Source organism: Streptomyces sp. NPDC050619 (genome assembly GCF_040654815.1).
GTDB lineage: Bacteria > Actinomycetota > Actinomycetes > Streptomycetales > Streptomycetaceae > Streptomyces.
This window is the reverse complement of the sequence record NZ_JBFAIR010000008.1, coordinates 19,454-34,463: the sequence shown is the minus strand read 5'-3', so window position 1 is coordinate 34,463 and position 15,010 is coordinate 19,454. Positions and strand designations below refer to the sequence as shown.

The window sequence follows — 15,010 nt, the reverse complement described above, 5'->3', positions numbered from 1 at the left end:
GTGGCGCGGCATGAGTGTCAGGCGCAGAGGTTGTTGGCCGGGGCGGGCAGCAACTGCTCTTCCAGCTCTGTGGGTTGGCCGGTGTAGTGCAGGGTGCGCAGGCCCAGTTCGGCGGCGGCCCGGCAGTTGTCTTCGCGGTCGTCGACGAACAGCACACGTGCTGGGTCGGTGATGCCGGTGGCGGCCAGGGCGTGTTCGTACGCGGCCGGGTCGGGCTTGCACCGGCCCATGCGGGCGGAGTACAGGGCGTCGTCCATCAGCTCGCGCCGCCAGTCGGTGGCGTCCAGGACGTCGCTCAGAAAGTGCGGGGCGTTGGAGAGCAGCACCATCGGCAACCGTCTTGCGGCCCGGGCGCGGTACAGGATGTCGAGGACGCGCGGGTCGGTGCGGGTCCACATGGCGGTGTCGGCATCGCGCAGGGTGCGCAGCCACCGCGGGCCGGGGTGGTGTCCGAGCACCTTGGCCCAGTAGGCCAGATCGCTCAGTTCCCCTGCGTCGTAGGTGTTGCGGGGAGCCCAGAAGGCGTCTTGGAAAGAGGGGAGATGCCGGTCGGGCCACTCGGCGAGGTCGGCGAGACGGGTCCACATCGGGGTGCTGGGTTGCAGGCCCGGAACCCCGTTGTAGTCGAGGATCACGGCGTCCACGCCGCTCGGGGAGGCGGATGTGCGGGTCAAGGGGTGAGTTTCTCCATGGCTTTGGGGGCGAGGGCGACGACTGCGCCAGCGAGGAGGGCGGGCAGCAGCAGTGCAATCGGCAGAGCAGTGACGGTGGCGAGGGCACCGATCAGGGCGGGGCCAGCGAGCAGGCCGACGTAGCCGGTGACCGCGACGGTGGCGACCGCGCGGGGACCGCCGATGCCGGCGGCGGTGATCAGGCTGGGGATCGTGACGGACAGCCCTAGGCCGAGGGCCGTCCAGCCGAGCAGGGCGAAGGCGATGGTGGAGCCGGCCAGTCCGGTGGCGAAGCCGAGCGCGGCCAGCGCGGCACCAGTGCGGACGACGGCGAGAGCGCCGAAGCGGGCGGTGAGCCGGTCTCCGGCGAGACGGCCTGCGGCCATGGCGGCGCTGTAGAAGCCGTACGCCGCAGCACTGGTCGCGGCCGTCGCGCCGAGATCATGCAGGTGGACAGCCGCCCAGTCGGCAGCCGCTCCTTCACCCAGCAGCGTGGCAGCAGCAAGCGCCCCCAGCAGCCACAATCGGCGCCGGGACAACCCCCTCTGCCCGTTCGAGCCCAGTGCAGCACCGTGGTGGATGGGCTCGAGTGCAGGGCTGGCGACGGTGCGGGTGAGCCGCGTGGTCGCGCCTGCCGCCGCAGCGGCGCAAGCTGCCACCGCGGCAAACAGAACGGCGTGTGAGGTGTGAGCGGTGGCCGCGGCCAGCGCGGCACCGAGGAGTGCGCCGAGGCTGTAACTCGCGTGCAGCCGACCCATGATGGGGTGGCCGTGGGCGTCCTGGCAGCGGACCGCCGCGGCATTGGCCGCGACGTCAAGGACGCCGTGCGCGACGCCGAAGACGAACGCCGCCGCCAGGAGGCTCTCCAGACTGCGGCAGAACCCGAGGACGGCAAGACAGGCGGCGAGGGCAACGGCACCGCCGGTCAGCAGCACGGGCAGACGGGCCGGCCGGGCGAGGCGTCCGCCCGCCTGGAGTCCGCCGACCATGCCGAAGGCGGCGGCCAGCAAGACCAGGGCAAGCCCAGCGGTACTCACCTCGGCGGCGTTCTGAACTGCGGGCATGCGCGCGCCCCAGACGGCCATCACCACACCCAGGCCGGCGAAGTACCCGATCAGCAGGCGACGGCTGCGCACCAGCTCGGGCGCCGCGATCTGCCTCACGCGGCATGCTCCCCGGTAGTCAGAGCCGCCAGCGGGAGGGGGGCAACCTGGACGTCGAGGTTGCGGTACACCTCCTGGGCGCGAGCTTCGGCGACGGCGGCGGTCAGCCCGGTGGTGATCAGAAAGCCGATACGGGCGGTGTACAGATCGCCGCCGTCCTGTGGCAGTACGAGCTGCTCGCCGGTCTGTCGCTGGAAGCGCACGCGCTCCACTCCCCCGGTGGGCTTCGTGACACGGCGTGCGGTGAGGGTGCCGGAGTAGGCGGGGTAGATGAAGCGGATCGCCGCGGCCTCGTGGCGGGTGGGCGTCAGGTCGGGGGTACGTCCGCAGGCGATGTCGCCGGCGGCCCGGGCGAGGTCGACGCCGGTGGCCAGGTGGACGAGGTGTCCGATCATGTCGCCGCCCAGGCGTGCGTTGACCTCGATCAGCCGGGGCCGGCCGCCGACCAGGCGTATCTCGACGTGCTGCACGCCGTCGGTGATTCCCAGGGCCTTGATGGCAGCAGCGGCGGTCGGTGCGACCTTTGCCACGAGCGGATCGGCGGCGTCGACGGTGTGCCCGGTCTCGTCGAAGTAGGGTGCGGGGCCCAGGCGTTTGCGGGTCACGGCGACGGCGGTGGTGGAGCCACGGTGGGTGACACATTCAACGGAGACCTCGGGGCCGTCGAGATACTCCTCAACCAGGACGCCCGTGTCCTCGCGGCTCCGGCTTGCGCCGACAGAGGCGAACTCGAAGGCTGCGGGCAGCTCTTCGGGCCGGTCGATGCGGATCACGCCGATGCTGCCGGCCGCAGCGGCGGGCTTGATGACGGCGGGGAAGCCGAGGGTCCTCGTCGCCAGTTCGGCCTCCCGTAGGGTCCGGGCCTTCATCGACGCGGCCGACGGCACCCCGTGGCGGGCGAACAGCGTGCGGGCGGTGGCCTTGTTGCGGCAGGCCCGCATCACCTCGACGGAGTTCGCGGCCAGACCGAGCGCGCGGGCGAGGCGGGCGGTGGGGATGAGGTTCCATTCGTCCCAGGTGACGACGCCGGCAAGGTCGTGTCGTTCCGCCAGAGCCCGGCCGGCGGAGAGGAGTGCAGTGGTGTCGTTCAGATCGGCGACGGCGTGGTCGACGATGTGCGGCTTCTCCCACGATGGCTCGGCGCCGGTCAGCAGGACGATGTCGTATGCGGCGGCGACTTGCTCAAGGCAGTAGCCGCGATCCGCCTCATCGCCCGGGGAGACGACGAGTACGAGGGGGCGAGCGGACAAGAAGGGGTTCTCCGAGTCGGTAGGCGGCAGGACGAGGGAAGAGAAAGGGGGTGTCTCAGGCGGCTCGGCGGCGGCGCAGCTCGAACACGCCGGCCCAGTGGGGGTGGAAGTCGATCAGGCGGCGGGCGTAGAGGGCGGTGAAGTTGTTGTTCAGCCCGCCGACGCCGTAAGGGAGTTGGCAGCGCAGGTCTTCGAAGAGGTCCTTCAAGCTGACCCGTGTGGCGCCGTCGGCCAGGCGGCGGGCGGCCATGCATTCCAGAGCGCGGTAGACGTGCGGGTTGCGCGCGTCGAAGGCGTGGAACTGCTCGGTGATGGTGCGACCGCTCGCGCGGTTCGTCCCGAGGACGGCGGTGGGCATGAGGTTCTCCACAGGCTGGGGACGCAGCAGGGTCAGGTGCGCAGGGCGGGATCGGTGCGCAGGCGGGCGAAGGCGCAGAACAGGCCGAGGGCCTGCAGGGCGGCGCACGCGGTGATGACGTGGCCCAGAGCATCGGGCGGGGTGAGCGCGGTGAGCACGCCGGCGACGGGGAAGGGCAGCAGGAGGATGAGGATGGTCGCCGACAGGGTGCTGCCGAACTTCTCCAGGGGGATCAGGCGGGAGCGCAGGGTGCGCAGGACGACCGTCATGCCGCCGTCCGCCGCCATGAGGACCGCGACCAGGACCAGGTAGGACAGGTAGTCGGGGGCCTGGGCGGCGGCGAGACAGGCGAGCGAGGCGAGGGCCGCGCAGGCGGCGCCGACCGGCCACAGGCCCAGGCGGTCGAGCGCGAACCGGCAGATGGTGACGGCCAAGAGGGTGGCCGCCGCGGCGGCGGACCAGACCAGGCCGACGGCAGTGGTGGACTGCCCGAAGTGCGTAACAACGATCACCGGACCAGCCGCTTGAAGGAGCCCGGTGGCCAGGTTGGACAGGGTCAGCCCGGTCACCAGCCAGCCGAGCGCGGGAAGCGAGCGGATGGTGCGCCACCCGGTAAGGAGTCCGGCGCCGGACTGCCCCTTCGGCGCGCGGGCCGGGGCGACGGGCGAGGGGGGTGTACGCAGGGCGAGCAGCGCGGCAAGAAGCGAGAGCACGGTGATCACCGCGAGCATCGGCGGCGGCCCGGCGAGCAGGAGTACCCCTGCGAGCGCCGGGCCGGCCAGGGTCGAGGTCTGGTCGATGCCGAGCAGGACGGCCTGGACGCGGTGGGCCCGCGCCCCTGCTCGGCGGCCGGCGGCAGCGCCCGCCGTCTCGGCCGCGATGTAACTGAACTCCGTGAGCACGCCGGTCGTAGCCGCAAGCACCATCACCGTTGCGCTCGCCACGCTGCCGGACGGGTGGAGGTGGAGCAGGACCGCGCCGGCGGCGAGAGCCAGCGCGCGCCCCAGGGAGGCGAGGTGGAAGACGACGGCTGCCCCGCGCCGGTCGACGATCGATCCGGCCCATCCGAAGGCTGCCAGACGCGGGATCCATTCCAGGGTGAACGCGGCGCCCGTCAGCGCGGCGGAGCGCGTGGTGGCCAGGACCAGCAGCGGGATGCCGTAGGTGGACATCGCGAACGCGAGAGCGTCCGCCGTGCGCGGCAGGTAGATGCTGCGCATCAGCCCGGCGGTGTGGCGTACATGCCGGGGTGTGACCGCTACGCTCACGCGACCGGCTCGGACTCGGACACCCCGGTGACCTGCGGATTACCGGCCAGCCACTGGATCAACAGAGCGCGGGGACGGGCAAGGTCCGCCTCGGCCTCGTCGCTGGGCAGCCGCGCGGCAGACGGCCGCAGGAGGCTGTCGGCGCGCTCGGTGGCGAGCGAGGGCGCCAGGAGGTCCAGGACGTGGCGGATGCGACTGCTGAACTCGCAGACCGGTGCCGGGTAGGCGTGGCGTCGGGCCCAGCGCGCAGCCGCGTCGTACAGGTCGGCCAACTCCGAACCCGACTCGGTGAGTTCCAAACCGGCGCCGGGCACGACCCGGACGAGACCGTGGGCACGGGCCGTCTCAGTAGTGCGACGCAGTTGGTGCGAGGAGAGGTCGGGGAGGGTACCGGACAGCCGTCGCGGCGGTATCGCCCCGTTGTCGTCGATCTCGGTGACCAGGCGGATCAAGGAGCGCGAGGCCAGCAGCTCGACAGCGTTGCGTACTTCGGCAGAGGTGAAAAAGGTAGTCATCGGCGCGGACCTCCCACCGGGATGGCCGCCTTCGGGCGGGCGGCCGTGGCGTGGGAGAAGAGATCGCGGTTGTGCCACGCCGGAGAGGACCCGGCTGCCCGAGCGGGTGGAAGCGCCGCGGGGGCCGGCCGGGACGGGCTGCTGACCCACGGCCTCGGCGCGGGCTTCGCCTGCGGGTGCCCCCAGACCGGGTGCTGGGCAGCCTGGTTGAGGGGCTGCCCAGCGGACCACGCGGACAGGGCACCGAGAACGGGGCCCAGGCCGTCGCCCGCCGCGGACAACCGGTAGGGCCGGCCGATGCCCACGGTGTCGACCAGGCCGTCGGCCACGAGCTGCCGCAGCGGCGGGTACACGTTGGTCCAGTCGCTGCTGGGCATCACGATCCGTGCCAGGGCCCGCCCGCTGACCTCCTCGCGGGACTTGAGCACCCACAGGATGGCGGCGGCGTGCCGCCGGGTGAGCAGGGTGAGGCTGTCCTCGATCTGCTCGATCGCGGGCAGCGGACGGTCCGCCTTCTCCAGATGTTCCTCGGCCCAGGTGACGATCATCGGCAGGACCGGCAGCAGGGCCACGCCACGCTCGGTGTGGCCGTAGGTCACGTGCCGCGCGGTGTGTTCGGTGCGCTCGACAAGACCGGCGTCGCACAGCGACTTGAGCTTGGGGTGGAGCTGGCCGCTCTGCAGCCAGGACACCTTGGCCGCCAGCTCGGTGTAACGCACGGGCGGGCCGGAGAGTGCCAGCAGGATCCGGACGTTCCAGCGCGGGGTGATCATGGCGAGGGCCTCGGTGACCCGGGCGATGTCGGCGTCGGTGTCAGGGGGCAGAGCGGTGATGGCCAAGGGAGGAACTCCTGGGTGAATGAAGGGGGATCGCCTGCGGGTCAGCGGCTGTGCGCCGTGCTCTGGGCCGGAAGAGGCGGAGCCGGAACGGGCAGCGAGGGAGTCGGCGGGGACGGCGCTGGGGCCGGGACGTGGGCCAGGCTCTGCAAAACGGCGGCGACCGACTTGGCCTGGACGTCGCGGACTGCGACGGCCTCGGCGAGCCGGCGTGCACCGTCGAGGAGGTGGGAGACCTCGTGCCGGCCGATCTGCCGCTCGGGATGGATGAGCCGGGCGAGGTGGTCGCGGTGGAAGTCGATGCTGCGCTCGGCGAGGGCGAGGTCGTCGTGCATGCCGAGCAGGGCGGAGAGCATGCCGGGCGGCTGGTCCTGGGCGTGGGCTTCGAGGTCGGCGAGCGGTGCGCCGTACAGGTCCTCGATCCGTCCGGCTATCTCGGTGGACGTGAGGTGGGACAAGCGGGGGCTTTCACGGTCGGCGGGCCCGGGCCGCCCCGGCACGCTGGGGTGCCGGGGCGGTGGACGGGGGCAGGGTGGCGGTGGCCCTGAGTTGTGCTGTGCGGACGGGGCGGGCCCGCTGGTCGGGCGGAGGCATGGTGCACAGCAGCTCGCCGAGGGCTGCGCGGTAGCCGTCGCGGGCGTCCAACGCCGCCTCCAGCCACTGCGCGTCGAAGCGGAGCTTGTCCGCCGACAACTCGCCCATGTCGCGGTCCGGATCCATGTCCGCGTGCACACGGTCACGGACGCGGGCGACCTGCTCCTCGGTCAGAGCCAGGAAGGAGCGCAGTTCCAGGGCACGGGCGAGGGCGGGAGAGGCATCGTGGCCGACAGCCGCCTCGTACAGCTCCGGAATCGGGTTCCCGAAGACCTTCTGCAGGACGCCGTCCATGGTGCTGGCCTTGACCCGCCTCAACGGACGGGCCTTCCCGACCGCCACGCCGACGCCGGCGCGGGTGTACCCGCGGGGCGGTGGGGAGCGCTGCTCTGCACCGCAGGCCCGGTTCGGGGGCGAAGGCGGGCGAGCCGTTCGGCGGCGAGGTCCTTCTTGCCCGGAGCGTCCGGGTCGAGGAGCCACCGCACGACCATGGCCCGGCCGTCGCGTGCGGTGACGGCCGCGTTCACGCGGTGGGCGAGGCCCATCGTCGGGTCGTCGACCTCGCTGGGCTGGGTTTCCAGCGCGGCGAGGAGGTCGTCCTCCGCGCGGTCGAGCACCAACTGGGCCTGGATGAGAAGGCCGTGCCACTTGACGACGTCGGTGGCGTCAGGGTTCGCGGTCGGCGCGGCGGCGACCGCGGCCTTCAACTGGTTCATGTCCATGGCGAAGCGCGCTTCGATCCGTTCGGTGAGCACGCCCACGACATCCTCGGCGTCATCGGATATGCCGTCGGACAAAAGAGAAACTCCTGTTCTGGAAAGACCGGTGCCTGGGGGAATGTGAGGGGCGGCCGTACCCGGCGGCTCAGCCGCTTGCGGGCACCTGCTGAATACCTGTCAGTCCAGGCACATACGGGTATCGCGGTAGACGTACGTGCCGGAGACCCAGCCCTTGACGCCGGTCGGCTTGTCCGTGATGTAGAGCCAGTTGCCGCTCTTCTTGTGGACGGTGAACTTGTGGCTCTTGTAGAGCACGCCGAGCGCGGCGGACTTCGTGGTGGCCTTGGACCGGATGGTCACTGCCGACGCGTGGACCTTGTACGGCAGCGGCGGGAGGTCCGGGCAGGGCGTAACAATGCTCGTGGCCGTCGACGCGGAAGCGGCGGGGGCCGCACTCGCGGGCGTAGTGGACAGCATCGGCAGAGCGATTGCTCCGAGCATCGCCGCGGATATGGCGATTCGGGTGGCGCGCATGCGGAAGAACCTCCGTGAGGGCATAGGGATTGCGTGGAAGGGGCTGCGGGAGTTGTCCCGGCGGCTGTATAAGAGTCCGGAGAATCGCCGGTTTGGCTAACCGGCGATCGTCGGCTATGTTCCGCCGCCCGCGTCGGCCTTGGCGCTCAGCGCGAGCGGCCGGGCGGGCGCGGAACAGGGGCCTTCGGCACACCGGCCGGGCGGCTGGCTGCGGTTGCCGGGCGGACCGGTGGGAGAGGACCGGCCTCTCCGGTAAGCCGGTCGTCGCACCACTGCAGGGCCTCGCCCACCGTGTCGAAGCCGCCCTCGCGCAAGGTGTGCGTCCACGCGTCGGTGTCGACCTCCTCGACCACGACGCGGAGCGGGCTGGGGGCTCGCTCGTCCAGGGCGCGCAGTGCCACGACGGTGACCATGTCGTCCGGGTCGTCGCAGGTGTAGGAGTAGCCCATGGCGTAGTGGTCGCCGTCGCCCGCGAGGCGTCGCTCCAGCGCACGAGTCGCCTCATCCGCCGGCGGTGGGCCCAGCTCGGCGTTGAGGCCGAGGGCGTTGTGCGGGCACCCGCGGTGGATGAGCCAGGACTGCGCCATCGCGGGCAGCGGCAGCAGGGCCTGCTCGAAGTCGAACGTCTCCTTCTCCTGGGCCCGCTTCAGGTGAACGGCGACGTAGTGCGGCATGCCTGGGTGCCCGTAGGTGGCGGTGCGGTCGAAGAGGACGTAGTAGCTGTGCGCGCCGTTGGGGGTGTGGTGTTCGGCGAGGGGGAGGAGCATGTCCTCGCGGACGGCGACCTGGCGGTAGAAGTCGAGGTACATCTCCTCGTCGGTATCGAAGTCGTCCAATTTGAAGTCGACTTGGGGGATGGACTTCCGAGCCGGCGCCGGTTCGGTGGGAGCCAACAAGGGCCTTTCGATGGAGTTCAGCGGCGCGGCGCCGGGGTGGACGGCGATGTGCCGGGTCGAGCCGGGACCTTCGGCGCCTGGGTCGTGGGCTTCCGTCGGGCGGCGAACAGCGCGGCGCGTCCGGCGTCGGTGAGTGAGACCGGCTGGCCGGCGTGCACGGGGTGGCCGGTATCCCGGACGACCAGGCCGGCGTCCTCCAGCCGCTGCAGCTTGGCGTGAGGGATGCGGGTGCCGGAGGCGGCTGTGACGGACATCCGGCCGGTCAGCAGGTGTTCGTAGAGCTTGGCGCCGCCGGCGATGGCGAGCAGCGCCGCCTGGTCGTCCGTCGAGAGCGGCTTCGCGTCGGGCGCCAGGGCCGCCGCTGCGGCGGCATCGATGGGCTCCAGGGCGGCGAGCACCTTCCGGGCAGCGGCGTCCCGCGCGTCGGTGGCCTCCTCCAGCTGGTCCACGGTGCGGCCGATGCGCGTGAACAGGGCGTCATCGACGTCGAACTCGCCGCTGGAAAGGCGGTTGAGGAGGCGGAGGTAGAAGGTGACGCCGGTCTGGGACTTGGCCAACTCCCGGTGCCGGTCGACCAGGTGGGCGTGCGGCTCGTCGAGGACGCCGCGGTCACGGTAGGCCCACAGGGTGTCGATGTCGTGGCCGGTGACGGCTTCGATGTGATGGTCGAGCGGGGAGACCGCACGCCGGGCTGGCGTCGGTGCGGGTTTAGGGGGCATAGGCGGGGCTCCGTGCGTTCAGCGGGTGTGATGGTGCGCGGGGTTGTGTGCGGGACGGGGCAGGCCCGGCAGTGCGGTGGGCGGCGGACCGGGCCGGGGCACGGGAGTGCGGGTGGTCAGCTGCGGGGAGCGGGAGCGTGCTGCGTGGGTGCGGGCGCTCAGCGGCCGTCGGGTCATCCCCAGGCGGCGGCCGACCTCGTCGTAGACGTCGTTGCCCGCACGCGGCCGGATGGCGACGACGTGGATCTCCTTCGGGTGCGCGGACTCCGCGGGCGCCGGGCGGACGCCGTAGACGACGCGCCAGTCCTTGCGCGAGTCCACGAACAGCTTTCGATAACCCTCCAGGTCTCCGTCGAGGCGTAGCCCGAAGCGCTGCGCGTTCACGACTTCCTGCAGGTAGGCGAGGGTGAGGTCGCGGATATCGCTGGGGGCCTGGAGGAGATCGGTCAGCGCGCGGGGGTCGAAGCTCAGTCCGAAGGCGGGCTGTCCCACTCCCGCGGTCATGACGTCGGCTCGTCCGGCGCGGCGGGCCCGGCGGCTTCCGCCGTGGCCGCCGTCTCCGTGCGCACGGACGGCGGCGGGCCGGGCAGAAGACGGTGTGCGGGCCGGTCGGGAGAGGTCATGCAGGCCGACAGCGGCCCGCCCGGTGCGCGGATCGCCGCGACGGCGTGGGTGAGGAAGTCCCGGTGCCACACGAACAGGCCGGAGAGTCCGGCTTCGGGGTCCTTGTGCTGCTGGTACGCAAGCCACAGGGCGTGGAGCCAGGCCACTACATCGTCGTGCTCCTGCCACTGCAGGCACCAGGGCGCCGCGGTGGTGATCTCCGACCCGTAGACCGGGAGGAAGAAGTCGTCGACCCAGTCCGACAAGGCGTCGAGTTCGTCTTCCCTTTCCTCCCCGTCGAGTTCCAGGATCGGGCGGGGCTCCGGCGCAGCGGCGGCAGGCGGCCCGCCGAGCTCCGGCATGCCGAACGCGGCGAACGGCGATCCGCTCGGCTCAGGGGCGGACGCGAGGTGGTCGAGTTGCTGCGCCTGTTGCGCCGACTGCTCCATGAGCCGTCGGACGCTGGCCTCGATTCCCTCCAGCTGCGGATCGGGAATACGTACCGGCTCCAGCTCCCCATCGTCAGATGGTTTTGTGGATTCGGGCATGAAAAGGTTGGCCTCCTACGAGACGCGGATTGAGAGAAGGGCGAAAGCGGCGACATGCGGAGCGGCCAGCGAGTTACAAGTCCGCTTCGCCGGGTTGCCGACTTGGGCGCCGGTCGCCTTGGCGGGAAGCGCGCTCGCGGTTCAGACGGTGAGAATCACGTCGTCTTGCGTGAGGGTCTCGCGGATCGTTTCGGTGAGCCGGTCGGCCGCGATCGAAGCGTAGTGCTCGGTCTTCTCAACGCCGATGAAGTCCCGGCCTTCCAGCAGGGCGGCGACGCCCGTGGAGCCGGAGCCGGCACAGAAGTCGAGCACCGTGCCGCCGTCGGGGCTGATCTTGACCAGCTCGCGCATCACCTCGACGGGCTTCTGCGTGATGTGCTGGCGCTTCGCCCCCGAGGGCTGCGACGCGGAGTACATGCCCGGTAGATAGACCGGGTTCCGGGAGCCGTCGATCGGCCCCTTGCTGGCCCAGACGATGAACTCGCAGTTTTGCGTGAACCTCCCGCGCTGGGGCCTGGCCTGCGGCTTGTGCCAGGCCAGCACTCCACGCCACAGCCAGCCGGCCGCCTGGATCGCATCCGTCGTGACGGGAAGCTGACGCCAGTCGGTGAACAGCAGCGCGGTGCCGCCGCTGCGGGTGAGGCGGTGGGTTTCGGTCATGATCTGCGTCAGCCAGAACCCGTAGCTGCGCTGGTCCATGTTCTCGCCGGTGAAGTCCGGCAGGGTTTGCTGGGCGTCGGCGGAGGTGTACTTCTGCTTCGCGGAGCGGGTGGTGCGCTCCTTCGCGGTCCTGCCGCCGGAGTTGTACGGCGGATCGGTAATGACGGAGTCGACGCAGTCATCCGGAAGGCCGACGAGGACACTGAGGGCGTCGCCCTGGTGCAGGGAAAAAGGCAAAGAGGAACCCCTATTCGGGTGCGGAATCGCGGAGGGAACTAACCGCCTCGCGCAGGAATCCTCGCGGGCCGGAAGTGGGCATGCAGAAGCCCAGGGCCGCAGACCGAGGAGAGCGAGGGGGAGTCCAAAAACTGTAGAGGCTAATCCGCCGACGACCAAGAAGTGCGTTGCTGAGGTGCCGGATTCCGGCACCTCACGCCAACTTTTTGGTCAACCGCCGATCCGCGCCTACTGTTTTTGAACCGCCCGGCGCACACCGCCTCTGGCTACTTCCCGCCACGCCTCACGGAGGTACCCTCTGCCCCGGCACACCTAGCTCACGGCCCGGCCACGCGGAGCGAGCGGCAACTCGCCCGCACCGGCCCGTCCCGATCGCCCACCCCGGCCGCCGCGCTCTTCCAGCACGCCTCGCGCACGCGGCAGCCCGGACACCGCACCCCGAAGGACTCGCTCATGACGTCTCGCTACCCACCCATGCCCGAAAACGCTGACCCGCGAGCGGTCCGCTCCGGTTGAAGTGGCTCGCCGCCGGCATCGGCGTCGTCTTCCTCTCTCCGATCCTGATCGCCGGCACCGGCATGATGCTGGCCACCTCCGCCGACGCCGTGCAGAGCAGCGGCTCCTTCAGCAACTGCCTGACCGACCTCGACACCGAAATGGTCGCCGAACAGGTCACCAAGATCCTCGACGGCGCATCCGGCAAGAACGTCCACGTCGAGGGCCTGGACCTGCCCGCCGAACAAGTCCCCAACGCGGCGACGATCGTGGCCGCCGGCCTGTCGCTCGCCGTCCCCAAGAAGGGACAGATCGTCGCGCTCGCCACGGCGATGCAGGAAAGCCGGCTGCGCAACCTCAACTACGGCGACCGCGACTCCCTCGGCCTGTTCCAGCAGCGTCCCTCCCAGGGCTGGGGCAGCGCCCAGCAGATCCGCGACCCGGTCTACGCAAGCGAGCAGTTCTACAAGCACTTGCTCAAGGTGAGCGGCTGGCAGCAGATGACCGTCACCCAGGCCGCCCAAGCCGTGCAGAAGTCCGGCTACCCCGACGCGTACGCGCAGTGGGAGAACCTGGCCACCGCGCTGCAGGACGCCATCGCCAAGACCTTCCCCGGCGGCGGCGACGCGGACGGCAAGGATGCGGACCAGGGCAAGAAGCCGTCGACCGGCACGACCGGCTGCGTGCCGGGCCAGGACGGTTCGGGCTTCGGCCGCATCCCCGAGGGGAGCGTCCCGAAGGGCTACGCGATCCCCAAGGACGCCGATCCGAAGGCGCGCAAGGCCATCGAGTGGGCGATGCACCAGCTCGGCACGCTCTACCAGTGGGGCGGCTCCTGCACGAACTCGCATGGTCCTGACCCCATGGGCCGCTGCGACTGCTCCAGCCTGATGCAGCAGGCGTACGCGCATGCCGACGTCACGCTCACCCGCACCACGTACACGCAGGTCAACGAGGGCAAGGCGGTCTCGCCCTCCCAACTTGAGCCCGGTGACCTGATTTTCAGCCGGGGCACCGCCGCACGGCCCGAGCACGTCGGCATGTACATGGGCGAGGGCCTCGTGATCGAGGCGCCGCGCACCACCAAGCCGGTCCGGATCACCCCGATCAAGGACTGGACGATCCTCGCCGCTCGCCGCGTCATCTGACCCCGGTCAGCCCGCAGGCCCGCGAGCCGCCGTCACCAGGACCTCGCCGGTGGTGCCCGATAGCTGGGCTCGGTGGCCAACTCTCCATCTCCCTCAATCGCTTCGCCCGACGGCCGCCCAGCAGGACGAGCCGACGGCCCACTCCCTATCCCGAACACCCCGGAGCATCCACGTGACAATCCACGCCCGCGTCCGGCGCGCCCTCGCGGCCAGCTCGATCGGCCTCGCAGTTGCGGCCGGCGGCCTCGCCAGCGCCTCCACAGCCCAGGCGTACGACACCGGCCACACGACGATCTCGTGCAAGGCGGTCAAGGTCCGCAAGGGTCCTTCGAAGAAGTCCACCGTCGTGGGCATCGCCTACCGGCACGACAAGGTCGGCTATGACCAGTTCGCGTACAAGCGCGCAGAGAAGACCTGGTACACCCGCGGCACGGTGACCCGGAAGTCCGACGGCAAGAAGATCCGCGGATACATGATCTACGACTGCGCCAACCCGTACGAGTCGAACCCGGCGCCGAAGCCGTCGATCCCGAAGTAGAACGCCCCCGGCAGCCCTCCCCGGCCCCGAGCCGAAAGAGCGGCTTCGAAGCCGCGCCCCGGCCCGAGGAGTGACCTCTCCCCGCCTTCACCCGACGCCGCTCCGGGCGGGGCGCCGCCGCGGCCACTTCCGCGCCCCGAGCGCACCTCCCCCTCCGCTTTCCCCCCTCCCCGTCGGCCCTCGCCTGGCCCGCGTATGCAAGGAGCCCTGCCACACCTATGTCCGTCCCTCTCGCAGACCGCGTCATCCAGCTTGCCTACGACCCAGGAATCTCACCCAAGGGCGGCGGATTGCCCGGGCTGAGTGTGCTGAAGAACGTCGTCAACAGCATCAACATGTTCGGGATCATCGCCGTCGTCGGTGCCCTCGCCGTCTCGCTCGGCGTATGGGCCTGGGGGCACCACACCGGTGGTCACCAGGCCGAAGCCAACGGTAAGAAAGGCGCGGTCGTGGCCGCCGGCGCTGCCCTCGGTCTGGGTGCCGCGAACGGAATCGTGGCCTTCTTCTCCGGCCTGGGGTCGCAGGTCCATTGATGCGGAAACGATCCCCCTCCTTTTCGCTGTCCTCGTACGGAACGGGCTGGTCAGCCAACCGGCGCATCGCGATCGTCACCTGCGTAGTCGCCGTCCTGCTCACCATCGCCGGGATCGTCGCCCTGCTGATCGGCGGCGGGAACAGCCACCAGGCCCCGGACGCTGCCCCGCCTGCCCCGGCTGACAGCCCGTCCTCCACCGAGGCCGCTCCGAAGCCGTCCTCCGGATCCGGGTCAGTGCCCAAGCCCCCGCAGATCGCCGACCCGGTCGCCTACGCCAAGGCGGCGGCCCGGATGCTGTGGTCCTACGACACCCGCGACACCAGCCGCGACCAGCAGCTCGCCGACATGCGCGCCTGGATGACCACCGAGACCAAGTACGCCGACTGGGCCTCGGTCTCCGGCCAGGTTCCCGATCCGGTGCTGTGGTCGCGGATGGCCGACCAGGACCAGCACGCCACCGCCAGCGTCACCGAGGGCCACTACCCCTCCGCGTTCAAGGCGGCCCTGGCCGACAATCCGTCCGCGATCACCGAGGCGTACATCTACGTCGTCACCGTCAACGGCAAGCAGACGCTCAGCTGGAAGAAGGGCGGCGGCGGAGCCGAGGAGAGGGCAGTGACCCTCGCTGTGCAGTGCCGCCCGAACCACGACTGCACCCTGGCCGCGATCGCACCGAGCGTCACGCAGTGACCCGCGCCTGAGACAAGAAAGAAGGAGGAGTAA

Annotated in this window: 21 protein-coding genes; 4 read left to right on the top strand and 17 right to left on the bottom strand. The window is 70.8% G+C overall.

The window, feature by feature from the left end:
- Nucleotides 1-17: 17 nt before the first annotated feature.
- The 17 genes from AB0I77_RS15340 to AB0I77_RS15260 form a co-directional block, all read right to left on the bottom strand.
- Nucleotides 18-674 carry an HAD family phosphatase gene (locus AB0I77_RS15340; protein WP_363283032.1) on the bottom strand — a complete coding sequence of 219 codons (657 nt, stop codon included), beginning with the start codon at nucleotides 672-674 and terminating at the stop codon, nucleotides 18-20.
- A complete protein-coding gene (locus AB0I77_RS15335; RefSeq protein ID WP_363283030.1) occupies nucleotides 671-1,834 on the bottom strand; it encodes an MFS transporter in 1,164 nt (387 codons plus the stop codon). The genes AB0I77_RS15340 and AB0I77_RS15335 overlap by 4 nt, the downstream gene beginning before the upstream one ends.
- Entirely contained in the window at nucleotides 1,831-3,084 is a 1,254-nt protein-coding gene (locus AB0I77_RS15330; RefSeq protein WP_363283029.1) for an ATP-grasp domain-containing protein, read from the bottom strand. Before AB0I77_RS15330 ends, AB0I77_RS15335 begins: the two co-directional genes overlap by 4 nt.
- Nucleotides 3,085-3,139: 55 nt before the next feature.
- Nucleotides 3,140-3,442 carry a hypothetical protein gene (locus AB0I77_RS15325; protein WP_363283028.1) on the bottom strand — a complete coding sequence of 101 codons (303 nt, stop codon included), beginning with the start codon at nucleotides 3,440-3,442 and terminating at the stop codon, nucleotides 3,140-3,142.
- Between the two features lie 32 nt (nucleotides 3,443-3,474).
- Nucleotides 3,475-4,710, bottom strand: a complete 1,236-nt coding sequence (locus AB0I77_RS15320; RefSeq protein WP_363283027.1) for an MFS transporter — start codon at nucleotides 4,708-4,710, stop codon at nucleotides 3,475-3,477.
- Complete coding sequence (locus tag AB0I77_RS15315) at nucleotides 4,707-5,225, bottom strand: regulator (protein ID WP_363283026.1); 519 nt, start codon at nucleotides 5,223-5,225, stop codon at nucleotides 4,707-4,709. The genes AB0I77_RS15320 and AB0I77_RS15315 overlap by 4 nt, the downstream gene beginning before the upstream one ends.
- The gene (locus AB0I77_RS15310; RefSeq protein ID WP_363283025.1) at nucleotides 5,222-6,064 is read right to left on the bottom strand and encodes a winged helix-turn-helix transcriptional regulator; all 843 of its coding nucleotides are present in this window, start codon (nucleotides 6,062-6,064) and stop codon (nucleotides 5,222-5,224) included. The genes AB0I77_RS15315 and AB0I77_RS15310 overlap by 4 nt, the downstream gene beginning before the upstream one ends.
- Before the next feature lie 41 nt (nucleotides 6,065-6,105).
- A complete protein-coding gene (locus tag AB0I77_RS15305; protein WP_363283024.1) occupies nucleotides 6,106-6,519 on the bottom strand; it encodes a hypothetical protein in 414 nt (137 codons plus the stop codon).
- A gap of 10 nt (nucleotides 6,520-6,529) precedes the next feature.
- Nucleotides 6,530-6,973 (bottom strand): hypothetical protein, encoded by a 444-nt coding sequence (locus AB0I77_RS15300; protein WP_363283023.1) that lies wholly within the window; start codon nucleotides 6,971-6,973, stop codon nucleotides 6,530-6,532.
- A complete protein-coding gene (locus AB0I77_RS15295; protein ID WP_363283022.1) occupies nucleotides 6,970-7,452 on the bottom strand; it encodes a hypothetical protein in 483 nt (160 codons plus the stop codon). The genes AB0I77_RS15300 and AB0I77_RS15295 overlap by 4 nt, the downstream gene beginning before the upstream one ends.
- 99 nt (nucleotides 7,453-7,551) lie before the next feature.
- Nucleotides 7,552-7,875, bottom strand: a complete 324-nt coding sequence (locus tag AB0I77_RS15290) for an SH3 domain-containing protein (protein WP_363283255.1) — start codon at nucleotides 7,873-7,875, stop codon at nucleotides 7,552-7,554.
- A 179-nt stretch (nucleotides 7,876-8,054) separates the two neighbouring features.
- Nucleotides 8,055-8,804: a hypothetical protein gene (locus tag AB0I77_RS15285; RefSeq protein ID WP_363283021.1), complete on the bottom strand. Its 750-nt coding sequence runs from the start codon at nucleotides 8,802-8,804 to the stop codon at nucleotides 8,055-8,057.
- Nucleotides 8,805-8,821: 17 nt separating this feature from the next.
- Nucleotides 8,822-9,523: a hypothetical protein gene (locus tag AB0I77_RS15280; protein ID WP_363283020.1), complete on the bottom strand. Its 702-nt coding sequence runs from the start codon at nucleotides 9,521-9,523 to the stop codon at nucleotides 8,822-8,824.
- Nucleotides 9,524-9,541: 18 nt separating this feature from the next.
- Nucleotides 9,542-10,027, bottom strand: coding sequence for a hypothetical protein (locus AB0I77_RS15275; RefSeq protein WP_363283019.1), 486 nt, complete (start codon nucleotides 10,025-10,027; stop codon nucleotides 9,542-9,544).
- Complete coding sequence (locus AB0I77_RS15270; RefSeq protein WP_363283254.1) at nucleotides 10,024-10,575, bottom strand: DUF4913 domain-containing protein; 552 nt, start codon at nucleotides 10,573-10,575, stop codon at nucleotides 10,024-10,026. The genes AB0I77_RS15275 and AB0I77_RS15270 overlap by 4 nt, the downstream gene beginning before the upstream one ends.
- 240 nt (nucleotides 10,576-10,815) lie before the next feature.
- Complete coding sequence (locus AB0I77_RS15265) at nucleotides 10,816-11,571, bottom strand: site-specific DNA-methyltransferase (RefSeq protein WP_363283018.1); 756 nt, start codon at nucleotides 11,569-11,571, stop codon at nucleotides 10,816-10,818.
- A gap of 317 nt (nucleotides 11,572-11,888) precedes the next feature.
- Nucleotides 11,889-12,026, bottom strand: coding sequence for a hypothetical protein (locus AB0I77_RS15260; RefSeq protein ID WP_363283017.1), 138 nt, complete (start codon nucleotides 12,024-12,026; stop codon nucleotides 11,889-11,891).
- Between the two features lie 57 nt (nucleotides 12,027-12,083).
- Between AB0I77_RS15260 and AB0I77_RS15255 the strand changes: the two genes are divergently transcribed.
- The 4 genes from AB0I77_RS15255 (at nucleotide 12,084) to AB0I77_RS15240 (ending at nucleotide 14,977) form a co-directional block, all read left to right on the top strand.
- Nucleotides 12,084-13,214, top strand: a complete 1,131-nt coding sequence (locus AB0I77_RS15255; RefSeq protein ID WP_363283016.1) for a C40 family peptidase — start codon at nucleotides 12,084-12,086, stop codon at nucleotides 13,212-13,214.
- A 172-nt stretch (nucleotides 13,215-13,386) separates the two neighbouring features.
- The gene (locus AB0I77_RS15250) at nucleotides 13,387-13,752 is read left to right on the top strand and encodes a hypothetical protein (protein ID WP_363283015.1); all 366 of its coding nucleotides are present in this window, start codon (nucleotides 13,387-13,389) and stop codon (nucleotides 13,750-13,752) included.
- 218 nt (nucleotides 13,753-13,970) lie between these two features.
- A complete protein-coding gene (locus tag AB0I77_RS15245) occupies nucleotides 13,971-14,285 on the top strand; it encodes a DUF6112 family protein (protein WP_011031268.1) in 315 nt (104 codons plus the stop codon).
- Nucleotides 14,285-14,977 carry a hypothetical protein gene (locus tag AB0I77_RS15240; RefSeq protein ID WP_363283014.1) on the top strand — a complete coding sequence of 231 codons (693 nt, stop codon included), beginning with the start codon at nucleotides 14,285-14,287 and terminating at the stop codon, nucleotides 14,975-14,977. The genes AB0I77_RS15245 and AB0I77_RS15240 overlap by 1 nt, the downstream gene beginning before the upstream one ends.
- The last annotated feature ends 33 nt before the right edge of the window (nucleotides 14,978-15,010 follow it).